The 21,062-nt window shown below is 68.7% G+C and carries 22 protein-coding genes; 14 read left to right on the top strand and 8 right to left on the bottom strand.

The window, feature by feature from the left end; genetic code table 11:
- Window positions 1-149: 149 nt before the first annotated feature.
- Window positions 150-806, bottom strand: a complete 657-nt coding sequence (locus GRI40_RS04600; RefSeq protein ID WP_160610252.1) for a ribonuclease HII — start codon at window positions 804-806, stop codon at window positions 150-152.
- On the opposite strand from GRI40_RS04600, the gene GRI40_RS04605 reads away from it, so the two are divergent.
- The 5 genes from GRI40_RS04605 to GRI40_RS04625 all read left to right on the top strand — a co-directional run bounded on the left by GRI40_RS04605 (window position 805) and on the right by GRI40_RS04625 (window position 4,959).
- Complete coding sequence (locus GRI40_RS04605) at window positions 805-2,001, top strand: PQQ-dependent sugar dehydrogenase (RefSeq protein WP_160610253.1); 1,197 nt, start codon at window positions 805-807, stop codon at window positions 1,999-2,001. The genes GRI40_RS04600 and GRI40_RS04605 overlap by 2 nt on opposite strands.
- 69 nt (window positions 2,002-2,070) lie before the next feature.
- A complete protein-coding gene (locus GRI40_RS04610; protein ID WP_160610254.1) occupies window positions 2,071-2,628 on the top strand; it encodes a GNAT family N-acetyltransferase in 558 nt (185 codons plus the stop codon).
- 24 nt (window positions 2,629-2,652) lie between these two features.
- Entirely contained in the window at window positions 2,653-3,189 is a 537-nt protein-coding gene (locus GRI40_RS04615; RefSeq protein ID WP_160610255.1) for a DUF1285 domain-containing protein, read from the top strand.
- Entirely contained in the window at window positions 3,186-3,785 is a 600-nt protein-coding gene (locus tag GRI40_RS04620; RefSeq protein ID WP_160610256.1) for a CoA pyrophosphatase, read from the top strand. Before GRI40_RS04615 ends, GRI40_RS04620 begins: the two co-directional genes overlap by 4 nt.
- Entirely contained in the window at window positions 3,778-4,959 is a 1,182-nt protein-coding gene (locus GRI40_RS04625) for a CCA tRNA nucleotidyltransferase (RefSeq protein ID WP_160610257.1), read from the top strand. Before GRI40_RS04620 ends, GRI40_RS04625 begins: the two co-directional genes overlap by 8 nt.
- 255 nt (window positions 4,960-5,214) lie before the next feature.
- Here GRI40_RS04625 and parC read toward each other — a convergent pair whose 3' ends face one another.
- On the bottom strand, window positions 5,215-7,515 hold the full coding sequence (parC, locus tag GRI40_RS04630) for a DNA topoisomerase IV subunit A (RefSeq protein WP_160610258.1): 2,301 nt from the start codon (window positions 7,513-7,515) through the stop codon (window positions 5,215-5,217).
- Between the two features lie 181 nt (window positions 7,516-7,696).
- Here parC and GRI40_RS04635 point away from each other — a divergent pair, with 181 nt between their 5' ends.
- A complete protein-coding gene (locus tag GRI40_RS04635) occupies window positions 7,697-8,119 on the top strand; it encodes a PRC-barrel domain-containing protein (RefSeq protein WP_160610259.1) in 423 nt (140 codons plus the stop codon).
- Window positions 8,120-8,132: 13 nt separating this feature from the next.
- Here the strand turns inward: GRI40_RS04635 and GRI40_RS04640 are convergent, their stop codons facing one another.
- From GRI40_RS04640 to GRI40_RS04650, 3 genes are read right to left on the bottom strand one after another with little or no spacing between them, the layout of a single operon-like run.
- Window positions 8,133-8,471: a 2Fe-2S iron-sulfur cluster-binding protein gene (locus GRI40_RS04640; RefSeq protein ID WP_160610260.1), complete on the bottom strand. Its 339-nt coding sequence runs from the start codon at window positions 8,469-8,471 to the stop codon at window positions 8,133-8,135.
- Window positions 8,468-9,550, bottom strand: coding sequence for a cysteine desulfurase family protein (locus GRI40_RS04645; RefSeq protein WP_160610261.1), 1,083 nt, complete (start codon window positions 9,548-9,550; stop codon window positions 8,468-8,470). The genes GRI40_RS04640 and GRI40_RS04645 overlap by 4 nt, the downstream gene beginning before the upstream one ends.
- Window positions 9,547-10,617: an aminotransferase class V-fold PLP-dependent enzyme gene (locus GRI40_RS04650; RefSeq protein WP_160610262.1), complete on the bottom strand. Its 1,071-nt coding sequence runs from the start codon at window positions 10,615-10,617 to the stop codon at window positions 9,547-9,549. Before GRI40_RS04650 ends, GRI40_RS04645 begins: the two co-directional genes overlap by 4 nt.
- A gap of 93 nt (window positions 10,618-10,710) precedes the next feature.
- On the opposite strand from GRI40_RS04650, the gene GRI40_RS04655 reads away from it, so the two are divergent.
- A complete protein-coding gene (locus GRI40_RS04655) occupies window positions 10,711-11,367 on the top strand; it encodes an alpha/beta hydrolase (protein ID WP_160610263.1) in 657 nt (218 codons plus the stop codon).
- 130 nt (window positions 11,368-11,497) lie between these two features.
- Window positions 11,498-12,184, top strand: coding sequence for an energy transducer TonB (locus GRI40_RS04660; RefSeq protein WP_160610264.1), 687 nt, complete (start codon window positions 11,498-11,500; stop codon window positions 12,182-12,184).
- Window positions 12,185-12,190: 6 nt separating this feature from the next.
- On the opposite strand, the gene GRI40_RS04665 is transcribed toward GRI40_RS04660, so the two are convergent.
- Window positions 12,191-12,397 (bottom strand): hypothetical protein, encoded by a 207-nt coding sequence (locus GRI40_RS04665; protein WP_160610265.1) that lies wholly within the window; start codon window positions 12,395-12,397, stop codon window positions 12,191-12,193.
- Window positions 12,398-12,502: 105 nt separating this feature from the next.
- On the opposite strand from GRI40_RS04665, the gene GRI40_RS04670 reads away from it, so the two are divergent.
- Window positions 12,503-12,904, top strand: coding sequence for a DUF3597 domain-containing protein (locus tag GRI40_RS04670; protein ID WP_160610266.1), 402 nt, complete (start codon window positions 12,503-12,505; stop codon window positions 12,902-12,904).
- A gap of 43 nt (window positions 12,905-12,947) precedes the next feature.
- Entirely contained in the window at window positions 12,948-14,768 is a 1,821-nt protein-coding gene (locus GRI40_RS04675) for a DUF885 domain-containing protein (RefSeq protein ID WP_160610267.1), read from the top strand.
- A 15-nt stretch (window positions 14,769-14,783) separates the two neighbouring features.
- On the opposite strand, the gene GRI40_RS04680 is transcribed toward GRI40_RS04675, so the two are convergent.
- Complete coding sequence (locus tag GRI40_RS04680) at window positions 14,784-15,326, bottom strand: DUF937 domain-containing protein (protein WP_160610268.1); 543 nt, start codon at window positions 15,324-15,326, stop codon at window positions 14,784-14,786.
- Window positions 15,327-15,506: 180 nt separating this feature from the next.
- On the bottom strand, window positions 15,507-17,129 hold the full coding sequence (locus GRI40_RS04685; RefSeq protein WP_202390135.1) for a phosphoenolpyruvate carboxykinase: 1,623 nt from the start codon (window positions 17,127-17,129) through the stop codon (window positions 15,507-15,509).
- Window positions 17,130-17,305: 176 nt separating this feature from the next.
- On the opposite strand from GRI40_RS04685, the gene GRI40_RS04690 reads away from it, so the two are divergent.
- From GRI40_RS04690 to rapZ, 4 genes are read left to right on the top strand one after another with little or no spacing between them, the layout of a single operon-like run.
- Entirely contained in the window at window positions 17,306-18,058 is a 753-nt protein-coding gene (locus tag GRI40_RS04690) for a response regulator transcription factor (RefSeq protein ID WP_160610270.1), read from the top strand.
- 5 nt (window positions 18,059-18,063) lie between these two features.
- Window positions 18,064-19,638, top strand: coding sequence for a sensor histidine kinase (locus GRI40_RS04695; protein ID WP_160610271.1), 1,575 nt, complete (start codon window positions 18,064-18,066; stop codon window positions 19,636-19,638).
- Complete coding sequence (locus tag GRI40_RS04700) at window positions 19,635-20,063, top strand: HPr kinase/phosphorylase (protein WP_160610272.1); 429 nt, start codon at window positions 19,635-19,637, stop codon at window positions 20,061-20,063. Before GRI40_RS04695 ends, GRI40_RS04700 begins: the two co-directional genes overlap by 4 nt.
- A gap of 46 nt (window positions 20,064-20,109) precedes the next feature.
- Entirely contained in the window at window positions 20,110-21,042 is a 933-nt protein-coding gene (gene rapZ, locus GRI40_RS04705; protein ID WP_160610273.1) for an RNase adapter RapZ, read from the top strand.
- The last annotated feature ends 20 nt before the right edge of the window (window positions 21,043-21,062 follow it).

The raw sequence follows: 21,062 nt of genomic DNA on the forward strand, positions 1-21,062 counted from the left end.
TCATTCCCCCTGATTCAACTTATCCACAGGGTGAGTCCAAGCGGACTCGCCGTCAAGCGGGGAGTGCGAGCGGCGTGCCAGGTCTTGCGGCTTTTCTCAGACGGAACAGAAAGTGTCCATCACAAGATATTGAGTCAGCGCGCTATTCTTCAACCCACCATCTCGGGGGTGTGGCGCGAAAGACTCAATTCAAGCTGATTGGAGACCGGCGCGAAACTGCGGCGATGGAGCGGACACGGCCCGTGTTCGGCCAAAGCGCGAAGATGCGTGGGCGTCGAATATCCGACGTTGGTTTCCCAGCCATACTGGGGGTGCGCCCTGGCATGTTCACGCATGATCCGGTCGCGCCATTCCTTAGCAACGACGCTCGCCGCGCCGATCGCCGGCTCTTTCGCATCGCCCCCGACGATCGGCCGCGCGTTCCAGCGCCATTCCGGCCGGCGTCCGGCTGGGGTGAGGTTGCCGTCGACCAGCACCTGGTCCGGTTCGCGGCCGAGCGCTTCGGCAAGACGGGTCACCGCCAGCGTCATCGCCAGCATCGTTGCGTGGAAGATGTTGAGCCGGTCGATATCCTCCACCTCCACAACGCCGACGCCCCAGGCGCAGCGGCGGCGCACGGCAAGGTCCAGTCGGGCGCGGGTGACGCCGCACAGCTTCTTCGAATCGTCGATCCCCGCCGGCCGGGGCTTGCACAGGACGACCGCGGCGGCGACAACAGGCCCGGCCAACGGGCCGCGGCCAGCCTCGTCCACGCCCACCACCAGCGGGGCGGGACCGAAATCCTTGTGGGGAGTTGCACCGAGCATGACGAAATCCGCGATCCTGACCGCCGCCCTATCGCCGTGCCTGCTGTTTTCCGCAAGCTGCACGGCGCAACCGTCCCCCACCGCGGAATCGACCCCCTTCCCCGCCGGCACTGCGGGGCAGAGTGTGACGATCAGCGAAAGCGGCGATTTCACCGCCCGGTCCTTCGGCGCGTTCGACGAACCATGGGCCGCGGCCTTCGCGCCGGGCACCAGCGTATTGTTCATCACCGAAAGGGGCGGCACTGCAAAGTTCGTCGACACGCTAACCGGCAGGCTGGGCACCGTCACCGGACTGCCGAAGGTCGATTACGGCGGCCAGGGCGGGCTTGGCGACATTGCCTTCCTTCCGTCCGAGGCCGCACCCACCTTGCAGGACCGCACCGTCTACCTGAGCTGGTCCGAAGCGGGCGAAGGCGACACGCGCGGCGCCGTGGTCGGACGCGGCATCCTGCGGTGCGCGGAGGCGGACGCGTGCGCGATCGAGAACCTCAGCGTCATCTGGCGGCAGGAGCCGAAGGTTACCGGGCGCGGGCACTACTCGCACCGCATCGCCTTCTCGCCCGACGGACGCCACATGTTCGTTTCCAGCGGCGACCGACAGAAGATGGACCCGGCGCAGGATCCGCGCACCGCGCTGGGCAAGATCGTGCGCCTGAATCTCGACGGCACGCCGGCCGCCGGCAACGCCCTTGCTGCCCGGGGCGCGCGGCCGGACATCTACTCGATGGGCCACCGCAACGTGCTCGGCCTTGCGTTCGATGCGCAGGGACGCCTGTGGGACCTGGAGCACGGACCGGCGGGCGGCGACGAGCTTAATCTCGTGCGTGAAGGCGCGAACTATGGCTGGCCGATCGTATCGGAGGGCGACCACTACGATGGGCGGGAGATTCCGCCCCACGCCACCCGGCCCGAATTCGCCGCCCCGGCGATCGCCTGGAACCCGGTGATCGCGCCGGGGGATTTCATCTTCTATTCCGGCAAGCTGTGGCCCGAATGGAAGGGCCAGTCGCTGGTCGCCGGGATGAAGCCGACCGTGCTGGTGCGCGTGGCGATTGACGGGGAGCGAGGCCGGGAGGTCGCGCGCGTTCCGGTGGAACGGCGCCTGCGCGATATCGTCGAAGGGCCGGATGGCGCGATCTGGCTGCTGGAGGATCGGGAAGGTGGCCGGCTGATCGAACTGCGGCCCGCGCGCTAGGCGGTCCCCCAGCGAAGGCGCCAAACTGCTCGACTCGCGCGCGCCGGCCCCCTATCGGCGCGCGCCGCAATGCCGACAATCGTCCCCCTGTCCGCGATCGACCCGCACCTGGTCGAAGAGCTGCTCGACACGGCGTTCGAGCCGGCGCGGCGCGGCCGGACGGCCTATCGCATTCGCGAAGGCGCGAAGTGGCTTGAGGGGCTGAGCCTCGCTGCGCTGGACGACGACGAATTCCTCGTCGCCACGATCCAGGTGTGGCCTGTCGCCCTGGCTTGCCCGGACGGCGCGGCCCATCCATTGCTGATGGTCGGGCCGGTCGCGGTCATGCCGGCCCATCAGGGCGAAGGATATGGCAAGGCGCTGATGGCCGCATCGCTGGGCGCGATCGAGGCGCTCGCGGGAGACACCGCCCCGCCCCTTCCGCAGGTCCTGATCGGGGACGCGCCCTATTACAGCCGTTTCGGCTTTGCCGAGGCGCCGCGCGGTTGGCGGTGCCCGGGCCCGTGGGACCCCGCCCGGCTTCTGGTGCGCGGCGCCGCGCCGGCGCTGTTACCGCAGGGAGGCATGCTGGGGCCCTGGCGCGGCGGCGCGGCGGCGGGGTCAATAGCGGGCGGCTTGGCGAACTGACGCGCATCTGGCATCGCCCGCCCGATGCCCTACGATCCGCCCCCCGAAATCGCCGGCATGTCGCTCGCGCAGTTGGCCGAGGCGGTCGGCGCGCGCCGGCTCCCGCCGATCGAGCAGTGGAACCCGGCGGAAACGGGTGACAGCCACATGGCGATCCTGGCGGACGGCAGCTGGACGCACGAGGGGGGCCCGATCACACGCCCCGCGATGGTCCGCGCGTTCGCCGCGCTGCTGATGCGCGACGGCGAGGGGCACTGGCTGGTGACCCCGGTGCAGAAGCTGCGCATCGCGGTGGCGGACGCGGCCTTCGTCGCCACCGACGTGACCGCACGGGACGGAGCGCTCGCCTTCCGCCTCAACACCGACGAGATCGTGATCGCAGGGCCGGGCAATCCCATCGCCGCGCGCGGAAACCGCGAGACCCCGGCGATCTACCTGTCCGTCCGCAACGGGTGCGAAGCGCGGCTGAACCGTTCCACCTGGGAACAGCTTGCCCTGATGGCGGACGCCGGTCTCGCCGTGACCAGCAAGGGCACAACCTTCTCGCTGGTGCCGGGATGACCGCGCTGATCGACCGGCTGGCGCGCGTGTTCGCGGACGGCCATGCGCGGGATGTGGACTTGCTGGTGGACGCGATGGCGCCGCCCGCCGACTTGCGCCCTGCCGCCGTGCTGATCGCCGTCACCGACCGGCCCCAGCCCGGGGTGATCGTGACTCACCGGCCCGACACCATGCGCGCACATCCGGGCGAGGCGGCATTTCCCGGCGGCAAGCTCGATCCCGGAGAGGACGCGGTCGCTGCCGCCCTGCGGGAAGCGCACGAAGAGTTGGGCATTCACCCGCGCGACGTGCAGGTGATCGGCGCGACGGACCCGTTCCGCACCCGCACCGGATACGATGTCACGCCCGTGCTGGCGATGGTGCCGCCCGACCTGCCGATCGTGCCCAACCCGGCAGAGGTGGCAAGCTGGTTCGAACCGCCCCTTGCCTACCTGCTCGATCCCGCCAACCGCACGCCCCGGACCGTGGTGTGGGAAGGCGCGGAACGGACTTATTTCGAGATCGTCTGGCAGGAACACCGCATCTGGGGCGTCACTGCGGCGATCATCGGCAATCTTTCGCGCCGCATGGCGCTGGCGGACCTGTTCGATGGCTGAGCTGCCCCATGCCGAATGGACAGCGCGCCCCGGCCTCGCGCGGCTGGTGGACGCGCTGGGGCACGGCAACCTGCGCTGGGTGGGCGGCGCGGTGCGCGATACGCTGCTCGGCAGCCCGGTACAGGACATCGACGCCGCGACACCGCTGACGCCGGACGGTGTCATCGAGCGGCTGGACGGGGCCGGCATCCGCGCCATTCCCACCGGCATCGACCACGGCACGGTGACCGCACTGGTCGAAGGCGGGAACGTGGAGATCACCACCCTGCGCAAGGACGTGTCGACCGACGGCCGGCGGGCCACGGTGGCCTTTGCCAGCGAATGGCAAGACGATGCCGCCCGCCGCGATTTCACGATCAACGCCCTCTATGCCGATCCGACGACGGGCGAGATCTTCGATTATTTCGGCGGCGTCGACGATCTTGCCGCGGGGCGCGTGCGCTTCATCGGAGATGCGCGGCAACGCATACGTGAGGATTACCTGCGTATCCTGCGATACTTCCGCTTCCACGCGCGCTTTGGCGACACCCCCGATGCGGAGGCGGAGGCCGCGTGCGCGGAACTCGCGCCGAGCCTCAAGGGCCTCAGCCGCGAACGGGTGGGCTGGGAACTGATAGGCCTGCTCGCCCTCGCCAGCCCCGCGCCCACGATCGCCCGGATGCGGCAACTGGGCGTGCTCCAGGTGATCTTGCCGGAAGCCGGCTCGCGCGAAGTGGACAAGCTGGCTGACGTTGTGGCGGCAGAACGGGTCAGCAGGGTTCCGGCCGATCCCGTCCGCCGGCTCGCCGCGCTGCTGCCGCCGGTGCCCGCTGTCGCGGAGAGCGCGGCGGCGCGCCTGCGCCTGTCACGCAGCCAGCGCCACCGCCTGTCCTGCGCTGCGGCGCGCGAGGTGGGAGACGGCCGCAATGCCCGCACCCTGGCCTGGCGCGTCGGGATCGACTGCGCCACCGACCGGCTGCTGCTTACCGGGGGCGACATCGCTCCGCTCGCCGGCTGGACCGTGCCCGAAATGCCGTTGAAAGGCGGCGAGATCGTCGCACGCGGCGTGGGCGCGGGGCCGGAAGTCGCCCGCATCCTGCGCAATGTGGAGGCGCGCTGGGTAGCCGAAGGGTTCCCGGACCGGGCGCGGGTGGAAGCGATCCTGGCGGAAGAACTCGAACGCCGCGCGGGGTGACCTGCTTCACCTGCGCTTCAGGTTTCGCGTGGCACCCCGTTTGCCGGCGGCCCGGTGCAATTGAGCGGGACCATTTCGCGAGGAATGCACAGGGCGCGCTGGCGGCTCTTTTCACCGCACAGCAGGTTGCGGCAGCGGCTGGAAACGGCAACGCGCCAACTGAGAGTTTCCGGAAGGCCTCGCCAGAAGCGAGAGCCCTTCGGGTCGCGAAACGGGTCGGCAGGTGCACAAGCGCCGCCGGCCCGTTTCTAGTTTTCAGAACCGATTGTCCTTGGGGAACCCGCGCGGGGGGAGGCGCCCCGCGGCACCGCGCGCGACCTTCCATTGCCACACGTCGTCTTCGGTCCGCGTTCGGCCCGTCTCGCCGCCCATCGCCCAGCTGAGCCCATCGGCCAGGGTGAAGGTGATCGCATCGGACAGGCCGCCGTCGCGGTAACGCTGCAGTGCCACGCCCTGCCCGCGCCCCAGGATCGGCACCTCTTCCAGGCTAAATACCACCAGCTTGCGGTTGTCGCCCACCACCGCCACGTGATCGTGTGCCGGCGCGATCTCGCGCACGGCGACCAGCTTCTGTCCCGGTTTCACGTTCACCACCTGGCGCCCCTTGCGCGTTTCGGCGAGCAGTTCGGCGGTCTCGGCGGCGAAGCCCTTGCCGTTGGAGGACGCCAGCAGCAGCTGCCCCTTGGGCCGGTGGACGATCACCGCGACCACGGCCGCTTCCGGATCGATATCCAGCATCGTGCGCACCGGTTCGCCAAACCCGCGCGCGCCGGGCAGCTTGTCGGCCCCCAGGGTGTAGAACCGCCCGTCATCCGCGGCGAGCAGGAGCTTGTCGGTGGTCTGCGCGTGCAGCGCGAATGCGGGACCGTCGCCTTCCTTGAACTTCCAGTCCTGATCCAGCGGCACATGGCCGCGCGCCGCCCTGATCCACCCCTTGGCCGACAGGACCACCGTGACCGGTTCCTTCTCGATCATCGCGGCCGGATCATATTCCACCGTGGGAGCCACTTCCGCCACAGTGGTCCGACGCCGGCCGAGCGGGGTATCTTCCGCGTATTCCTTGCGGATCGCGGCCAGATCGCGCTTCAGGCGGGTGCGCTGGCGGGCCGGGCTTTCGAGCAGGCGGGCAAGCTCGTCCTGCTCCTTCAGCAGCGCGTCGAGCTCGCGGCGAAGCTCCATCTCCTCCAGCTTGCGCAAGCTGCGCAGCCGCATGTTGAGGATGGCTTCGGCCTGCCGGTCGGTCAGCTCGAATTCGGCCATCAGTACCGGCTTCGGCTCGTCCTCGGCGCGGATGATCGCGATCACCCGGTCGAGGTTGAGGTAAGCGACGATGTAGCCCTGGACCAGCTCCAGCCGGCGCGCGATCTGGTCCAGCCGGTGGCGGCTGCGGCGCTGGAGGATGTCGATCTGGCTGGCAATCCAGTGAAGCAGCACCTCTTTCAGGCCCATCACCATCGGGGTGAGCCCGCTGCCCGCCTGCGCGTCGAGCACGTTGAGGTTGAGCCCGAACCGCGTTTCGAGGTCAGTCAGCTTGTAGAGCGATTCCTTCAGCAGCTCCGGGTCGACGTTCCGGCTCTTGGGCACGAAGACGATGCGCATCGCCTCGTCGCTTTCATCGCGCACGTCTTCCAGGATCGGCAGCTTGCGGTCGGCCAGGGCCTGGGCGACCTGTTCGATCAGCTTGCCCTTCTGCACCTGGTAGGGGATTTCGCTGACGACGAGCTGCCACTGCCCGCCGCCCAGCCGCTCGATCCCGGCCATGCGATCGGCTTCCTCTTTGGCCTCGGCGGCGAAGAAGCGGGCCCGCATCCGGAACGACCCGCGCCCGGTTTCGTAAGCGGCGGAGATCGTCTGCGCGCTGTCGACCACCAGCCCGCCGGTGGCGAAATCGGGGCCGTGGAACAGCTCCATCAGGCGGGCGTGCTCGGCATGGGGATTGTCGATCAGCTCCAGGGCGGCATCCAGCACCTCGGCCACGTTGTGGCTCGGGATGTTGGTCGCCATGCCCACGGCGATGCCGCTGGAACCATTCGCCAGCAGGTTGGGAAACAGGCCGGGGAAAATCTCCGGCTCTTCCTCTTCCCCGTTGTAGGTCGGGATGAAATCGACCGTCCCTTCGTCGAGACCCTGCATCAGCAGCATCGCGGTGCGCGTCAGCCGGGCTTCGGTGTAGCGATAGGCGGCGGCGTTATCGCCGTCGATATTGCCGAAGTTCCCCTGCCCTTCCACCAGCGGGTAGCGGAGCGAGAAATCCTGCGCGAGCCGCACCATCGCGTCATAGACCGACGAATCCCCGTGCGGGTGATACTTGCCGATCACGTCGCCCACGACGCGGGCGGATTTCTTGAACGCGTCGGTGGGGTTGAGGCGGAGCTGCCGCATCGCCCACAGCAGGCGGCGGTGAACCGGCTTCAACCCGTCGCGAAGATCCGGCAGGCTGCGCGCGGTGATCGTGGACAGCGCATAGACGAGGTATCGTTCCGACAGCGCACTGTCGAACGGGGCATCGACGATCGCGTCGAACGGGTCTTTGTCAGATTGCACAAGGTCCACCATGGCGGCCGCCCTAGCAGGGCCAACGCCGCCCGCTCAACGGCGGAACGCGCCGCTATCCCCACGCCTATCCGGCCCCCGGGTCGGGCGCGCGGCAGGGCTTTTCCGGGAACAACGCAAGGGCTGGCGCATCTGTTCAGGATAAGCGGGCGCCAGGAAGGCCCGTTACCGCTGGAGATCTGACATGGCACGCCACCTCGCCGCACCCGCCCTAGTCGCCGCTCTGCTGGTCTCGGCCTGCGGGAGCGAGGCCGATCGCGCAGCCGAGCGGACCGAGGACCGGATCGAACAGACCGCGGACGCGAGCGCCGCGCAGGCCGGCGATGCAATCGCCGCGCTCGGCCTGACCGAGCGGCAGCTTCTCGATGCCGAAATCGTCGATTCGGCGGGCGCGGAGCTGGGCGACGTCGAACGGGTCCTTCGCAATGCCGGCGGCACGGTGGACCGTCTGCTGGTGGAGCTCGAGGACAGCAATCCCGATCGCTACGTGATCGTGCCGATCGACGGGTTCGAAACCGTGCGGCGTGGTGACGACACCGACCTCACTTCTCCGATGACCGGCGCACAACTCGATGCGCTGCCCGCCGCCGACTTGTCCACGACCTGACGGCTGAACCCCGTCAGCGGCGATCAAGCTGCATGTCGTGGCTTTCGGCGGGCACCCGCACGCTGAGGCCGTCGAGTTCGGAGCCTAGGTCGATCTGACAGGCGAGCCGGCTGGTCCGGCAGGCCCCGGCGGCAAGGTCGAGCATGTCCTCCTCCTCCTCGCTAGCGGGCGGCAGGCGGTCGAACCAGTCGGGCGCCACGATCACGTGGCAGGTTGAACAGGCCATCTGGCCCTCGCACGTGCCTTCGAGCGGCAGACCCTTCGCCTGTGCGATGCGCAGGAGGTTGTCGCCCTCCTGCCCATTGGCCTCTACCGTCTCGCCGGCGGCGGTCGTGAAATGCACGCGTATCATGCTGCACGATCCTGCCTGTCGGCGGCCACCACGATCATGGAAGCGCCCTCTTCCAGCTCCGCGCGTGTCGTGTAGCGTCCAAAGCCCAGTCGGATGGAGGATTTCGCCGCGCTGTCCGCAAGTCCGATGGCCTTCAACACATGACTGGTGCGGCCCGATCCGCTGGCACAGGCGCTGCCCGCGCTGAACATCACCTCGCGGCAGTCGCTCATCAAGCGGGCCACGTCCAGCCCCTCGCGCCAGAGGTTGAGGTTGCCCTTCCAGCGATCGTGCGCGCTGCCGTTGAGGTGCCAGCCGGCGAATATTTCGCGCGCCCGGGCCCAGAGCGCTTCGACGTGCGCGGCGTCCGCGGCCATCCGTTCGCGCGCCACGCGGGCGGCGGCGCCCATTCCGGCGATCAGCGCCGGGCTCAGGGTGCCGGAACGCAGCCCCGCTTCCTGCCCGCCCCCGGTCTGCTGCTGGGTGAGCGTGACCCCGTTGCGCACCCACAGGGCGCCGACCCCCTTCGGCCCGTGAAACTTGTGCGCGCTGATCGCGACGAGGTCGGCCCCGGCCACCGCCAGCTTGCCATAAGCCTGCACCGCGTCGCACAGCAGCAGGGCGCCCGTTTCCTTCGCCTGCTCGGCCCACTGGTCGACCGGCTGAACGGTCCCGATCTCGTTGTTGACCTGCATCACGCAAACCAGCCGCGTGCCGCCAGACAGGCCCTGCGCGGGGTCGCATATGCCGTCTTCGGTCACTGCAAGACGGGGGGCCGGTCCGACAGCGTCGGCCGTGTCCAGCACCGCCGCGTGCTCAATGGCGGAAACCGCGACCGTGCCATCCCCCGGGGTTCCGCGGATCGCGAGGTTGATCGCTTCCGTCGCGCCGCCCGTGAACAGCACCCGCCCGCCCGGCGGGAACAGCGCCGCCACTTCGTCCCGCGCAAGCTCGATCGCGGCGCGCGCCATGCGGCCCATGCGGTGCGGGCTGTGCGGGTTGCCGAACGTGTCGCTATCGGGACCGCCCAGCCACCGAAGCATCGCGTCACGCGCCTCTGGCGCGAGCGGGGTCGTCGCCTGATAGTCGAGGTAGATCATGCGGCCTTGCGCGCCATGTCGAGCCACACCGCGCAGAACCGCTCGACCTCGTCGCGGGTGGTGGTCCAGCCGAAGCTCACGCGGATCGTCCGATCGGCTGCCGCGTCCGGCAGGCCCATCGCGGTCAGCACGTGGCTGCGCTTCATCGTCCCCGATGAACAGGCCGAGCCCTGGCTGACCGCGATACCCGCCATATCGAACCGCATCAGTTGCGCCTGGCCCGACAGGCCGGGCATGGCGAGCGCGCGGATGTAAGGCGTGGGAGAGGACAGGCGATCCGACAGCCACTCCCCGCCGAGCGCGCGCACCTCTCCCGCGAAACCTTCAAGCGACTCGAGCGTCTCGGGTGCCAGGTAAGGCTGCGCGCAGGCTTCCAGCGCGGCGGCCATGCCGAGCGCGGCGGGAAGATTCTCCGTCCCGCGCCGATAGCCGCGCTCCTGCCCTCCGGCGGGCGGCAGCATGGCCAGATCGCGTACCAGCAAGGCGCCGATGCCGACGGGGCCGCCGAACTTGTGGGCCGAAACGATGGCCATGTCGGTCGTGGCGCACAGGGGAAACTTGCCCGCGGATTGCGACGCATCGATCAGTGTCCGCCCGCCCGCCGCCTGCACGGCACGAACGATCGCGCTGCAATCCTGCGCGTTGCCGGTTTCCGAATTGACCGTCTGCACCGCTACCAGAGGCGGTTGCGGCGCATCGGCCAGTCGGGCTTCAAGGACCGCGATATCGAGCGCCCCGTCTGCCCTTACAGGCAACACCGTCGCCCCCCGGGCCGCCCCCAGCACCGCGTCATGCTCCACCGCCGCCACCCAGCGGGGACCGCCGCCCGCCATCGCGAGCGCAGCCGCCTCGCTGGCGCCGGAGGTGAAGACGACCTCGCCCTGCCAGCCCAGCGCCGCCTTCAGCCGTTCGCGCGCATCTTCCAGCGCGGCGCGCGCCTTGCGGCCGTCGGCGTGCGGACTGCTCGGATTGGCCCACAGCGCGAAGCCCTGCTCCATCGCCGCGCGTGCTTCCTGGCGCAGCGGCGTGGTGGCCGCGTGGTCGAGATATATGCGGGAATTCGTCACGATTGCGATTTTCGCCTCCGCGCCTATATAGCCGCCCGTCCGCAGCGCGCCAGCCGGCACCGCCGCGTCTTCATTACAAGCAGGTCGTGACCGATGCCCTCAGTGATTTTTCCCGGCCCCGAAGGCCGCCTCGAAGGCCGTTACAGCCCCGCGCCGCGTGCCCGCGCGCCGGTGGCGATGATCCTTCACCCGCATCCCCACGGGGGCGGGACGATGAACGACCGGATCGTCCAGCGTCTCTACAAGACGTTCCAGGACCGCGGGTTCGCCACGCTTCGCTTCAATTTCCGCGGCGTCGGGCGCAGCCAGGGCAGCTTCGACAACGGCGTCGGCGAGCTGAGCGATGCGGCGAGCGCGCTTGACTGGGTGCAGTCGATCCACCCCGAAGCGCAGACCACCTGGGTCGCCGGCGTCAGCTTCGGCGCGCTGATCGGGATGCAGCTGCTGATGCGGCGGCCGGAAGTGCGCGGGTTCATTTCCGTTTCGGCACCGGCATCGATGTACGATTTCAGCTTCCTGGCCCCGTGCCCCGCCAGCGGTATCTTCGTGCACGGCGCCGGCGATACCGTCGTGCAGCCGAGCTCCGTCGGCAAGCTGGTGGAAAAACTGCGCACGCAGAAGCACATCACCATCCACCATGACGAGATTCCGCGGGCCAACCACTTCTTCGAGCATGAAGTCGACGACATGATGCTGTCGGTCGACAAGTACCTCGACTTCCGCCTCTCGCCCGACTGCCCCATCCGCTAGGGCGCATCCGCCACGGCCAACCTTCCGCGTGTCGCAGCGCGGACGAAATCGCTTGGCCGCAGTCATGGTATGTTGTATCGTTATCCTCTTGAAACCGCTTGAGGCGGCGCATCGAGAGAGGAATGGTGTCATGGCATATCTGGAACACAGGAGCTGGCGCGATCGCCCTGGCGCGATCGTGGGCGTCGTCGCGATCCACGCGCTGGTCGGTTACGGGCTTATCACCGGCCTGAAGTTCGAGAAGATCGTGGAGACGATCCCGGGCCTCGAAGGATACGAAGTCAACGTCCCGCTCGATCCGCCGCCGCCGCCCCCGTCGAAGCCGGATCCCGCGGTGGAGCCCGATTCCACCCTGGTCAGCCCGCCGCTGCACGTGCCCGTGCCGCCGGTCGACCTCAACGCGCAGCGCCCGCCGGTGGATGCGACATCCGACATGGTCGTCATCCCCGATGTCCTGCCAAAGGTCATCCCCGGGCCGACCCCGTCCTTCACGCCCTCGGCCACGCCCAGCCCCGTTTTCGATCCCGTCGCCGCGCGGCCGCGCAACAATCCGGCGCAATGGATCAGCACGGACGATTACCGGTCGAGCTGGATCAATCGCGAGCTCACCGGCACGGCCCGGTTCCGCCTGGCGATCGCCGCCAACGGCAGCGTGGAAGGGTGCACGATCACCGGGTCGAGTGGCCACGCGGAACTGGACAAGGCGACCTGCGATCTCGTGACACGGCGCGCGCGGTTCGATCCCGCCAAGGACACAGCGGGCCAGCGCACGCCGGGGACGTTTGCCAGCTCCGTCCGCTGGGAGCTGCCGGAATAATCGCGGCTATCGGGCGTCTGAGAGCTGCTCGGCGGGGGAGCGCCCTTCCCCGTCGGGCACGGTCCAGATCGCCACGTTGACCAGCGCCACCGCAGCTAGCACCAGCATCAGCGCGGCCTGACGCCGCATCCCCGGCCGGCGCCAGATCCAGGCCGCCCCCAGCGCCAGGGCGATCGCGGCCAGCATCAGGATCGAAAGAACGGTATTGAGCATCGCTGCGGCATAGCGCGTCCCGCCGCGCCGGAACAGCCGCCCGGGTCAGCCGTTTCAGAAACCATCGGCCGGATGGGGTCGCTTCGCTATGGGAGTATTTGGGCAATGAGCATTTTCGGCAAGATCAAGGACGCGATTTTCGGCAAGGCGAAGGCCGCACCGGCCCCCGCCCCCACGCTTGACACCACGCAGGCGCCGGGCTCGCCCCCGCCGTCTCCCACGCCCACGGCGCAGCCTTCACAGGCCGCGGCCGCACCCCTGATCGATGTCGAGAACCACCTCGATTCGATGGCCGGCGCGGATCGCCTCAACTGGCGCACCTCGATCGTCGACCTGATGAAGCTGCTGGGGATCGATTCCGATTACGAAGCGCGCAAAGCGCTGGCGACCGAACTGGGGCGCAACGATTACTCGGGATCGGCGGAGGACAACGTCTGGCTGCACCGCAAGGTCATGAGCGAATTGTCCCGCAACGGCGGCAAGGTGCCGGCCGAATTCATCGACTGATCGCGGTTTGACAGCAGGTGCGCTCCCTTGCACACCTGCCGTGATGCATCACACGTCATTCCATCTCTCGCGCCGTCAGGCCCTCGCCGGGCTTGGCGGCGTTTCCGCGCTCGCCCTTGCTGGATGCAAGACCACCACGGGCCTTGCCGCCACCGATCCGGCTGCCTTGCTGGACGACATCGCGTGGAACCTGCTGCGCCACTCGCCCGAAACGGCGACCAGCCTGGGCGTCGACACCGGCGCCCACGCCGCGCTCCGCGGCCGCTTGTCGGACCGGTCGGCCCAGGGCCAGCGCGCACTCGCCGAAACGCTCCGCCGCGATCTCTCCCGGGCCCGGGCGGTCGACACTGCCGGGCTCGATCCGGCCACGCGCACGAGTTTCGAAGTGGTGGAGAGCGCCTACTCAACGGCGCTTGACGGCTTTGCCCTGCCGTATGGCGACGTGGCCGTCGGCGGCTGGCGGAACAGCCCTTACGTCGTGATCCAGAACGTCGGGGCCTATCTCGACCTGCCGCGCTTCATGGAATCGCAGCATCCCGTGCGCGATGCGACGGACGCGGAAGCCTATCTCGCGCGGCTGGCAGCCATCCCGGCCGTTCTCGACGGAGAGCTCGGCCGCATCCGCGATGCGCGGGGGAAGGGCCTGGTTCCGCCGGGCTTCCTGCTGGACAAGGCGATCGGGGCGATGGAAGGCTCGATTGCCGACGCGCGCAAGGCTGATGGCGGCTATGTCAGCGGGCTCACCAGCCGCACCGCGCAGATACCCGGCAACTGGAAAGCCAGGGCGCAGGCGCTCATGCCGCCGATCGTCGCCGCGCTCGAACGCCAGCTCGCCGAACTCAAGACGGAGCGGGGGGTTGCCGACATGGACCCCGGCATGTGGAGCCAGCCGCGCGGCGACGAATACTACGCCTGGGCGCTCCGTGCCGCCACCACCACGCGCCTGACCCCGGACGAGATCCACGCGATCGGCCTCCGCGAGCTCGACGAGATTCACGCGCGGATGGACAGGCTGCTCCGTGATGCCGGCTACGCGCAGGGCTCGGTGGGCGCGCGGATGCGGCAGCTGGCCGAGGACCCGCGCTACAAGTTCAAGGAGGGCGATCCCGGCCGCGCCGAGATCATGGCGTTTATCGACGAGCGCCTGAAATGGATCACCGCGCAGATGCCGCGCGCCTTCAACACCGTGGTCAGCCCCAACATGGAAGTGCGCCGCCTGCCGCTGGCGGAAGAACCGGGCGGCCCCGGCGCCTATGGCGGTGCGGGATCGAAGGACGGGACGATCCCGGGGCGGATGTGGATCAACCTGCGCACCACGGACCTGCACCGGAAATACGACCTGCCGACGCTGACTCACCACGAGATGGTGCCCGGCCACATCTGGGAAGGGGAATATTCGAACAAGCTGCCGCTGATCCGGTCGGTCCTCTCGTTCAGCGCATTTTCCGAAGGGTGGGCGCTTTACGCGGAGCAACTTGCGGACGAGCTCGGCGCCTACGACGCGAACCCGCAATGGCGGCTGGGGTATCTCCAGAGCCAGGCCTTCCGCGCCTGCCGGCTGGTCGTGGACACCGGCCTCCACCACAAGCGCTGGAGCCGGCAGCAGGGCGTCGATTTCTTCGTCACCCGGAACGGCGACAACGCGGAGTCGGTGGCGAGCGAGGTGGATCGGTACTGCTCGTGGCCGGGCCAGGCCTGCGCCTACAAGACCGGCCACAGCGAAATTGTCCGCCAGCGCGCCCGGGCGCAAGCTGCGCTGGGGCCCCGCTACGACCTCAAGGATTTCAACCAGGCAGTGGTGGACGGCGGCAACGTGCCGATGGACGTCCTGGCGCGGACCGTCGACCGGTATATCGCCGCCTGACGGCTAAGCGCGGCGCTAGCGGCGCAGCATCCCGGTCACGACCTGGCCGAGGATGCCGCCGAGGGCTCCGCCCATCGCGCCGCCGCCCAGCCCGCCCAGCCCGCCTGCCGCAACGCCGGTCCCGCCCTTGCCGCGCATCATGTAGCCGACGACGGCCATGGCCAGAATCGGCAGCATCTTCTTCAGGAGTTCCGGCGGCAGGCCGGTCGATCCCGCCGCTTCTTCCGCAACGCCGCGGCTGACATCCTTGTTGCCGAATATCTGGCCCAGGATGTCGTTGCCCGGCTGGCTGTTGGTCGGTTCCGGCTTGAGCACCGCGTCGAACAGACCGCCACCGCTCCCGCCGCCCAGCACGCCGCCCAGGATATCGGCAAGCCCGCCGCCGCCGGTGCTGCCACTGCGCACGCCGCCGGCGCCGACCTGGTTGCGGCCCAGGCCCGCCACAATCGCGGGGAGCAGCGCGCTCGCCGCCTGTTTCGCAGTCCCTTCGTCAACGCCCAGTTCGCGGGCCATCGATCCGATCGCGCCGCTGTCGTACAGTGCCTGGCTCATGTTCATCGCGGGTGTCTCCCTCACGCGGCCCGGGACCGGGCGCTTCGGGTGAACAACGTCGCGCGGATGCGGCGGGTTCCGCGTGGCGGACGCGCGGCGCCATGGCAGATCACCATTCGTGCCGGGCAAGCAAAAGCCCCGGTCCGGTTTCCCGGCCGGGGCTCTCCTCTCCAAGGCTGAAATCCGTCAGGCGGCCTGGACGTGCGCGTTGGGGGCGCTGTCCCGCACGCCCTGGTCCACATGCTCTTCGAACTGGGCGAAGTTGTCCACGAACAGCTGCACCAGCTTTTCAGCCGTGCGATCGTATTCCACCGGATCGGCCCAGGCGGCGCGCGGGTCGAGCAGCTTGCTGTCCACTCCGGGCACGCTGACCGGCACTTCGAAACCGAAGTTGGGGTCCTTGCGGAATTCGGCGTCGTTCAGGCTGCCATCGAGCGCGGCGTTGAGCAGGGCGCGGGTCGCCTTGATGGGCATGCGCTTGATGCCGGGTTCGGTCGCCTTGCCGCCCGACCAGCCGGTGTTGAGCAGCCAGCACTGCACGTTACCCTTGGCGATCCGCTCTTTCAGCAGGTTGCCGTAAATGCTCGGGTGGCGGGGCATGAAGGGCGCGCCGAAGCAGGTGCTGAACGTCGCTTCCGGCTCGGTCACGCCGATCTCCGTGCCGGCGACCTTGGCGGTGTAGCCCGACAGGAAGTGATACATCGCCTGGTCCGGCGTGAGCCGCGCGATCGGGGGCAGCACGCCGAACGCGTCGGCGGTCAGCATGATCACGTTGGACGGCACGGGGCCGAGGTTCTTTTCCGACGTGTTGGGAATGAACTCGATCGGATAGGCGCCGCGGCTGTTTTCGGCCAGGCTGGCGTCGTCGAAGTCCAGTTCGCCGTTCTCGTCCATTACGACGTTTTCCAGCACCGTGCCGAACATCTGCGTGGTGGCGTAGATCTCCGGTTCCGCTTCGGGCGAAAGCCGGATCATCTTGGCGTAGCAGCCGCCTTCGAAGTTGAAGACCGCCGTATCGGACCAGCCGTGCTCGTCATCGCCGATCAGCGTGCGGCTGGCGTCGGCCGACAGCGTCGTCTTGCCGGTGCCCGACAGGCCGAAGAACACCGCCGTCTTGCCGTCGGGCCCGATGTTGGCGCTGCAGTGCATCGGCATCACGCCTTGCGCGGGGAGCAGGTAGTTGAGGATGCCGAACACGCTCTTCTTCATTTCGCCGGCATACTTGGTGCCGCCGATGAGGATCAGCTTTTCGGAAAAGCTGACGGCGATCACCGTCTCGCTGCGGCAGCCGTGGCGTTCCGGATCCGCCCGGAAGCTCGGCAGGTCGATGATCGTGTATTCGGGCGCGAAATCCGTCAGTTCGTCAGCCGTGGGGCGCACCAGCAGGGTGCGGATGAACAGGTTGTGCCAGGCAAGTTCGTTCACCACGCGCACGTTGACGCGGTGTTCCGGCTGCGACCCGCCGAACAGGTCGGCCACGTAGAGCGTGTCCTTGTCCCCCAGCGCGGCCATGAAATCGGCCTTCAGGTTGGCGAAGTGTTCCGGCGACATGGGCACGTTCACCTTGCCCCAGTGCACGGTGCCTTCCGTTTCGGCATCGCGGACGATGTACTTGTCCTTCGCGCTGCGGCCGGTGTGCTTGCCCGTTTCCACGACCAGCGCGCCATGCTTCGACAGGCGCCCTTCGCCGCCCGCAACGGCGAGATCGACCAGCGCCTTCGTATCGAGGTTCGCGCGGATTTCGGCAGAGGTGGCGATGCCCTGGTCGGACAAGGTATGGGCGAGCGGGGCGTTCACGGCTGTCTCCATGCGCGAGATGCGGGGTTCATCGGTGCGACCGGGCGCCTGCACACGCGTGCCAGCGGCCCTGCCCGGCGCATAGTCGGCAAAGCGATTCTCGTCAAACCGGGGTCAGGGGCGCGTCTCCGGGCTCTGTCGCCGCGGGTTTTATTGTCAGCCCAGCCGGTTGGCGCTAGGCCCGCGTGATGCACGACGAACGGCCGACGAACGCGGAAGCTCAACCCGGCGACCGGCGCACGATCGCCCTGGTCGATGACGACCGCAACATCCTGACCACGGTGTCCATCGCGCTGCAGGCCGATGGCTTCGCGACGCGGGTCTATTCCGATGGCGAGGCCGCGCTGAAGGCATTGCGCGAGAATCCGCCCGATCTCGCCGTCTTCGACATCAAGATGCCGCGCATGGACGGGATGGAGCTGCTGCGCCGGGTGCGCGCCTACAGCGATCTGCCGGTGATCTTCCTCACCAGCAAGGACGACGAAGGGGACGAGGAAGCCGGCTTCGAGATGGGCGCCGACGATTACATCGCCAAGCCGTTCAGCCTGCGCCTGCTGATCGCCCGCATCCGCGCGCTGCTGCGCCGCACCGGTGCCGGCGGCGGCGAAGCCGGCGAACATGGCGAGCCGGAGCCCGGCCCGGTGATCGAGCGCGGCCGCCTGCACATGGATCCCTCGCGCCACCAGGTGAACTGGGACGGGCGCCCCGTCTCCCTCACCGTAAGCGAGTTCCTGATCCTCGAGGCGCTGGCCCAGCGCCCTGGCGTCATCAAGAGCCGCAACCAGTTGATGGACGCTGCCTACCCCGACGACGTGTTCGTGGACGACCGGACGATCGACAGCCATATCAAGCGGATGCGGCGCAAGTTCCGCAGCGTGGACGACAATTTCGGCGCGATCGAGACCCTCTACGGCGCGGGCTACAGCTTCTCTGATGGCTAGCCCCGATGGCTGACGGCGATGGCGGCCAATCGGCCGCGCGCATGGCGTTCATCCCGGGCCGCCGGCTGTCGCTGACACCGCGGCTCCTGATCATCAACCTGCTGCCCCTGCTGCTGCTGGGCGGCGGGGTGTTCTACCTCGACAGCTATCGCAAGCAGCTGCTCAACGAACGCTACAAGATGGCGCGGGTGGAAGCGCAGATCACGGCCGAGGCGCTGGCGGGTGCGAGCCGCGAACGGCAGGAAGCGTTGCTGGTCCAGATCGGCAAGGAACAGAAGATGCGCCTGCGCATGTTCGATGCCGAAGGGAACCTGTGGGCCGACAGCTTTGCCCTGGGCCAACCAAGCTTCGCGTTCGATACGCCGGGCGACGAAACCTGGCAGGAAAACCTCGCCCGCTGGCTCGACCGCGCGGTGGATACCATCGTCGGCGCCGATCCGATCACCGACTATGTCGAGCCCGAGGAAGTCACTGCCGACGCCTGGCCCGAACTGCAGCGCGCGCGGGAAGAGAACCTGACCCGGATCGAGCTGCGCGATGCGCCCGACGGCACGCCCGTCATCAACACGGCGGCCCCGGTGGGCCTGCGCGGCGCCACGCTGCTGACCACCCGCAACGCGGTCGACATCACGCTGGAGGTGCGCGAGGCGCGCAGCACGCTGATGTCGGCGGTTCTGCTGGCGCTGGCGATGTCCACCCTGCTGTCGCTTTACATGGCGCGCACGATCGTGACCCCGCTGCGCATGCTGGCCAAGGCGACCAACCGCGTGCGGCAAGGCCGCGAACGCGAGGTGGAGGTGCCCCGCCTGCCCGCCCGCCGCGACGAGATCGGCCAGCTCGCCCGCGCCATATCCGACATGACCCAGGCGCTGCGCCAGCGGATCGACGCGGTGGAACATTTCGCGGCGGACGTGGCGCACGAGATCAAGAACCCCCTCGCCAGCCTGCGCAGTGCACTCGAATCGCTGGCCGCGGTCGACGACCCTGGCTTGCGCCGCCAGTTGACCGATATCGCCGCGCACGACGTGCGGCGGATCGACCGGCTGGTGAGCGAGATTTCCGAAGCGAGCCGCATCGATGCCGAACTGAGCCGCGCCACGTTCGAAGCGATCGACCTTGCCCAGCTTGCCGCCAACATCGTCGGCCGGCGCGAAACGCGCGGTCAGAACGGCGGGCACACGATCACCATGACTCACCCGCGCGAAGAGACGGTGGTCATGGGCGTGCCGGTGCGGCTGGAACGGGTGATCGACAACCTGCTCGACAACGCCGTGTCGTTCTCTCCCGACGGGGCCCCTATCGCCCTCGCCATCGAGCGCGACGGCCACCTCGTCACCCTCTCCGTCAGCGACGAAGGCCCCGGCATTCCGGAGGAAGCGCGCGAGAAGGTGTTCCGCCGGTTCCATTCCGATCGTCCGGAAAGCGAAGGGTTCGGCCAGCATAGCGGTCTCGGCCTGTTCATCGCACGCACCATTGCCGAAGGGCACGACGGCACCCTGATCGCCGAAGGGCACGATGACGGCCGATCCGGCGCCTGCCTCGTCCTCACGCTGCCAGAGGCGCGGGCCCGCCGCCAATGAACCTGCGCCAGTTCACCGCCGTTGCCATAGGGGGGCGCGCGCTGTTGCTGGACGGCCCGCCGGGCGCGGGCAAATCGACCCTGGCGCTCCAGTTGATCGACCGCGGCGCGGTGCTGGTGGGGGACGATGGTATCGCGATCGAACGGCGCGGCGATGCCGTGTGGGCCGCGCCGCCGCCTGCCACCCGTGGCCTTTTGGAACTGCGCGGGATCGGCATCGCCAGCCTGCCCGCGTGCGAAGCGCCGGTCGCGCTGATCCTGCGCCTCGGCATCGATGGCCCGCGCCTTGTCGAGCGGGCGGAGATGGCGGGGATCGAAGGCGTGCCCATCCCTGCCTTGCCGTTCGACGCGCACCATTCCGCCGCCGCGCTGCGGGCAGAGCACGCCCTGGCCATGCACGGCCTGCCCCGTTACGCGCCGCGATAGCCGGGCGGGCTTGCACTCGCCCCCGGGCCGGGCGCAATGCTGCGCGATGACCGGCGAATCGTCCCTTTCCCAAGACCTGTCGAAGCAGCGGGTGGTGCTTGTCACCGGGCTCAGCGGCGCGGGCAAGACAACGGCGCTGCGGGTGCTGGAAGACCTCGGCTGGGAAGCGATCGACAACTTCCCAATCCGCCTGCTCGAACGTCTCGTGGTGAGCGAGGCGACGAGCGGGGAACCGCGCCCGCCCCTGGCCGTCGGCTTCGATTCGCGCACCCGCGGCTTCGTGCCGCAGCAGATCATCGCCCGCTGGAAAAAGCTGGCCGCGCGCGACGATCTCGACGTGACGACCCTGTTCCTTGATTGCAGCGGGGCGGAGCTGGAACGCCGTTACAACGAAACGCGCCGCCGCCACCCGATGGCCCTGGGCCGCCCGGTGCTGGAAGGCATCCAGGCGGAACGTGAGCTGCTGGAACCCCTGCGCCGCTGGGCGGAGGCGGTGATCGACACGACCGCGCTGTCCTCCAGCGACCTGCAGCAGGCGATGCGCCACCGATTTGCCGATGCGCCGGAAGAAGGGATGGCGATCAGCGTGTCCAGCTTCGGCTTTGCCCGCGGCATGCCGCCGCTTGCGGACCTGGTGTTCGACATGCGCTTCCTCGACAACCCGCACTGGGACCCGGAGCTGCGCCTTCTTACCGGGCTCGATGCATCCGTCTCGGCCCACATCATGCGCGATCCGGGGTGGGAGGATGCCTTTACCCGCATCCGCGACCTCGTCCGCACGCTGCTGCCACGCTATGCGGCGCAAGGGAAAACCTACGTCAACATCGCGTTCGGCTGCACCGGGGGGCGGCACCGGTCGGTCCACACCGCCGAGGCGATGGCGCAGGCCTTGCGCGAGGAGGGTTTTTCGCCCACTGTGATCCATCGCAACCTGGGATCCCGTGCTGCCGACCAGCTCGAAAGGGCGCCGCAACATTGACGATCCCGTTACGTATCCGT

The sequence above is a fragment of the Tsuneonella aeria genome (assembly GCF_009827495.1).
Taxonomy (GTDB): Bacteria; Pseudomonadota; Alphaproteobacteria; order Sphingomonadales; family Sphingomonadaceae; genus Tsuneonella; species Tsuneonella aeria.

Bases quoted from the DNA above. Each gene is read 5' to 3' on its own strand.
- GRI40_RS04700 (WP_160610272.1), top strand. From the start codon at position 19,635: ATGAACCTGCGCCAGTTCACCGCCGTTGCCATAGGGGGGCGCGCGCTG.
- GRI40_RS04645 (WP_160610261.1), bottom strand. From the start codon at position 9,550: ATGATCTACCTCGACTATCAGGCGACGACCCCGCTCGCGCCAGAGGCG.
- GRI40_RS04685 (WP_202390135.1), bottom strand. From the start codon at position 17,129: ATGGAGACAGCCGTGAACGCCCCGCTCGCCCATACCTTGTCCGACCAG.
- rapZ (WP_160610273.1), top strand. From the start codon at position 20,110: ATGACCGGCGAATCGTCCCTTTCCCAAGACCTGTCGAAGCAGCGGGTG.
- GRI40_RS04655 (WP_160610263.1), top strand. From the start codon at position 10,711: ATGCCCTCAGTGATTTTTCCCGGCCCCGAAGGCCGCCTCGAAGGCCGT.
- GRI40_RS04610 (WP_160610254.1), top strand. From the start codon at position 2,071: ATGCCGACAATCGTCCCCCTGTCCGCGATCGACCCGCACCTGGTCGAA.
- GRI40_RS04600 (WP_160610252.1), bottom strand. From the start codon at position 806: ATGCTCGGTGCAACTCCCCACAAGGATTTCGGTCCCGCCCCGCTGGTG.
- GRI40_RS04675 (WP_160610267.1), top strand. From the start codon at position 12,948: ATGCATCACACGTCATTCCATCTCTCGCGCCGTCAGGCCCTCGCCGGG.
- GRI40_RS04695 (WP_160610271.1), top strand. From the start codon at position 18,064: ATGGCTGACGGCGATGGCGGCCAATCGGCCGCGCGCATGGCGTTCATC.
- GRI40_RS04615 (WP_160610255.1), top strand. From the start codon at position 2,653: ATGCCCTACGATCCGCCCCCCGAAATCGCCGGCATGTCGCTCGCGCAG.
- GRI40_RS04665 (WP_160610265.1), bottom strand. From the start codon at position 12,397: ATGCTCAATACCGTTCTTTCGATCCTGATGCTGGCCGCGATCGCCCTG.
- parC (WP_160610258.1), bottom strand. From the start codon at position 7,515: ATGGTGGACCTTGTGCAATCTGACAAAGACCCGTTCGACGCGATCGTC.
- GRI40_RS04680 (WP_160610268.1), bottom strand. From the start codon at position 15,326: ATGAACATGAGCCAGGCACTGTACGACAGCGGCGCGATCGGATCGATG.
- GRI40_RS04605 (WP_160610253.1), top strand. From the start codon at position 805: ATGACGAAATCCGCGATCCTGACCGCCGCCCTATCGCCGTGCCTGCTG.
- GRI40_RS04620 (WP_160610256.1), top strand. From the start codon at position 3,186: ATGACCGCGCTGATCGACCGGCTGGCGCGCGTGTTCGCGGACGGCCAT.
- GRI40_RS04690 (WP_160610270.1), top strand. From the start codon at position 17,306: ATGCACGACGAACGGCCGACGAACGCGGAAGCTCAACCCGGCGACCGG.
- GRI40_RS04640 (WP_160610260.1), bottom strand. From the start codon at position 8,471: ATGATACGCGTGCATTTCACGACCGCCGCCGGCGAGACGGTAGAGGCC.
- GRI40_RS04635 (WP_160610259.1), top strand. From the start codon at position 7,697: ATGGCACGCCACCTCGCCGCACCCGCCCTAGTCGCCGCTCTGCTGGTC.
- GRI40_RS04660 (WP_160610264.1), top strand. From the start codon at position 11,498: ATGGCATATCTGGAACACAGGAGCTGGCGCGATCGCCCTGGCGCGATC.
- GRI40_RS04625 (WP_160610257.1), top strand. From the start codon at position 3,778: ATGGCTGAGCTGCCCCATGCCGAATGGACAGCGCGCCCCGGCCTCGCG.
- GRI40_RS04670 (WP_160610266.1), top strand. From the start codon at position 12,503: ATGAGCATTTTCGGCAAGATCAAGGACGCGATTTTCGGCAAGGCGAAG.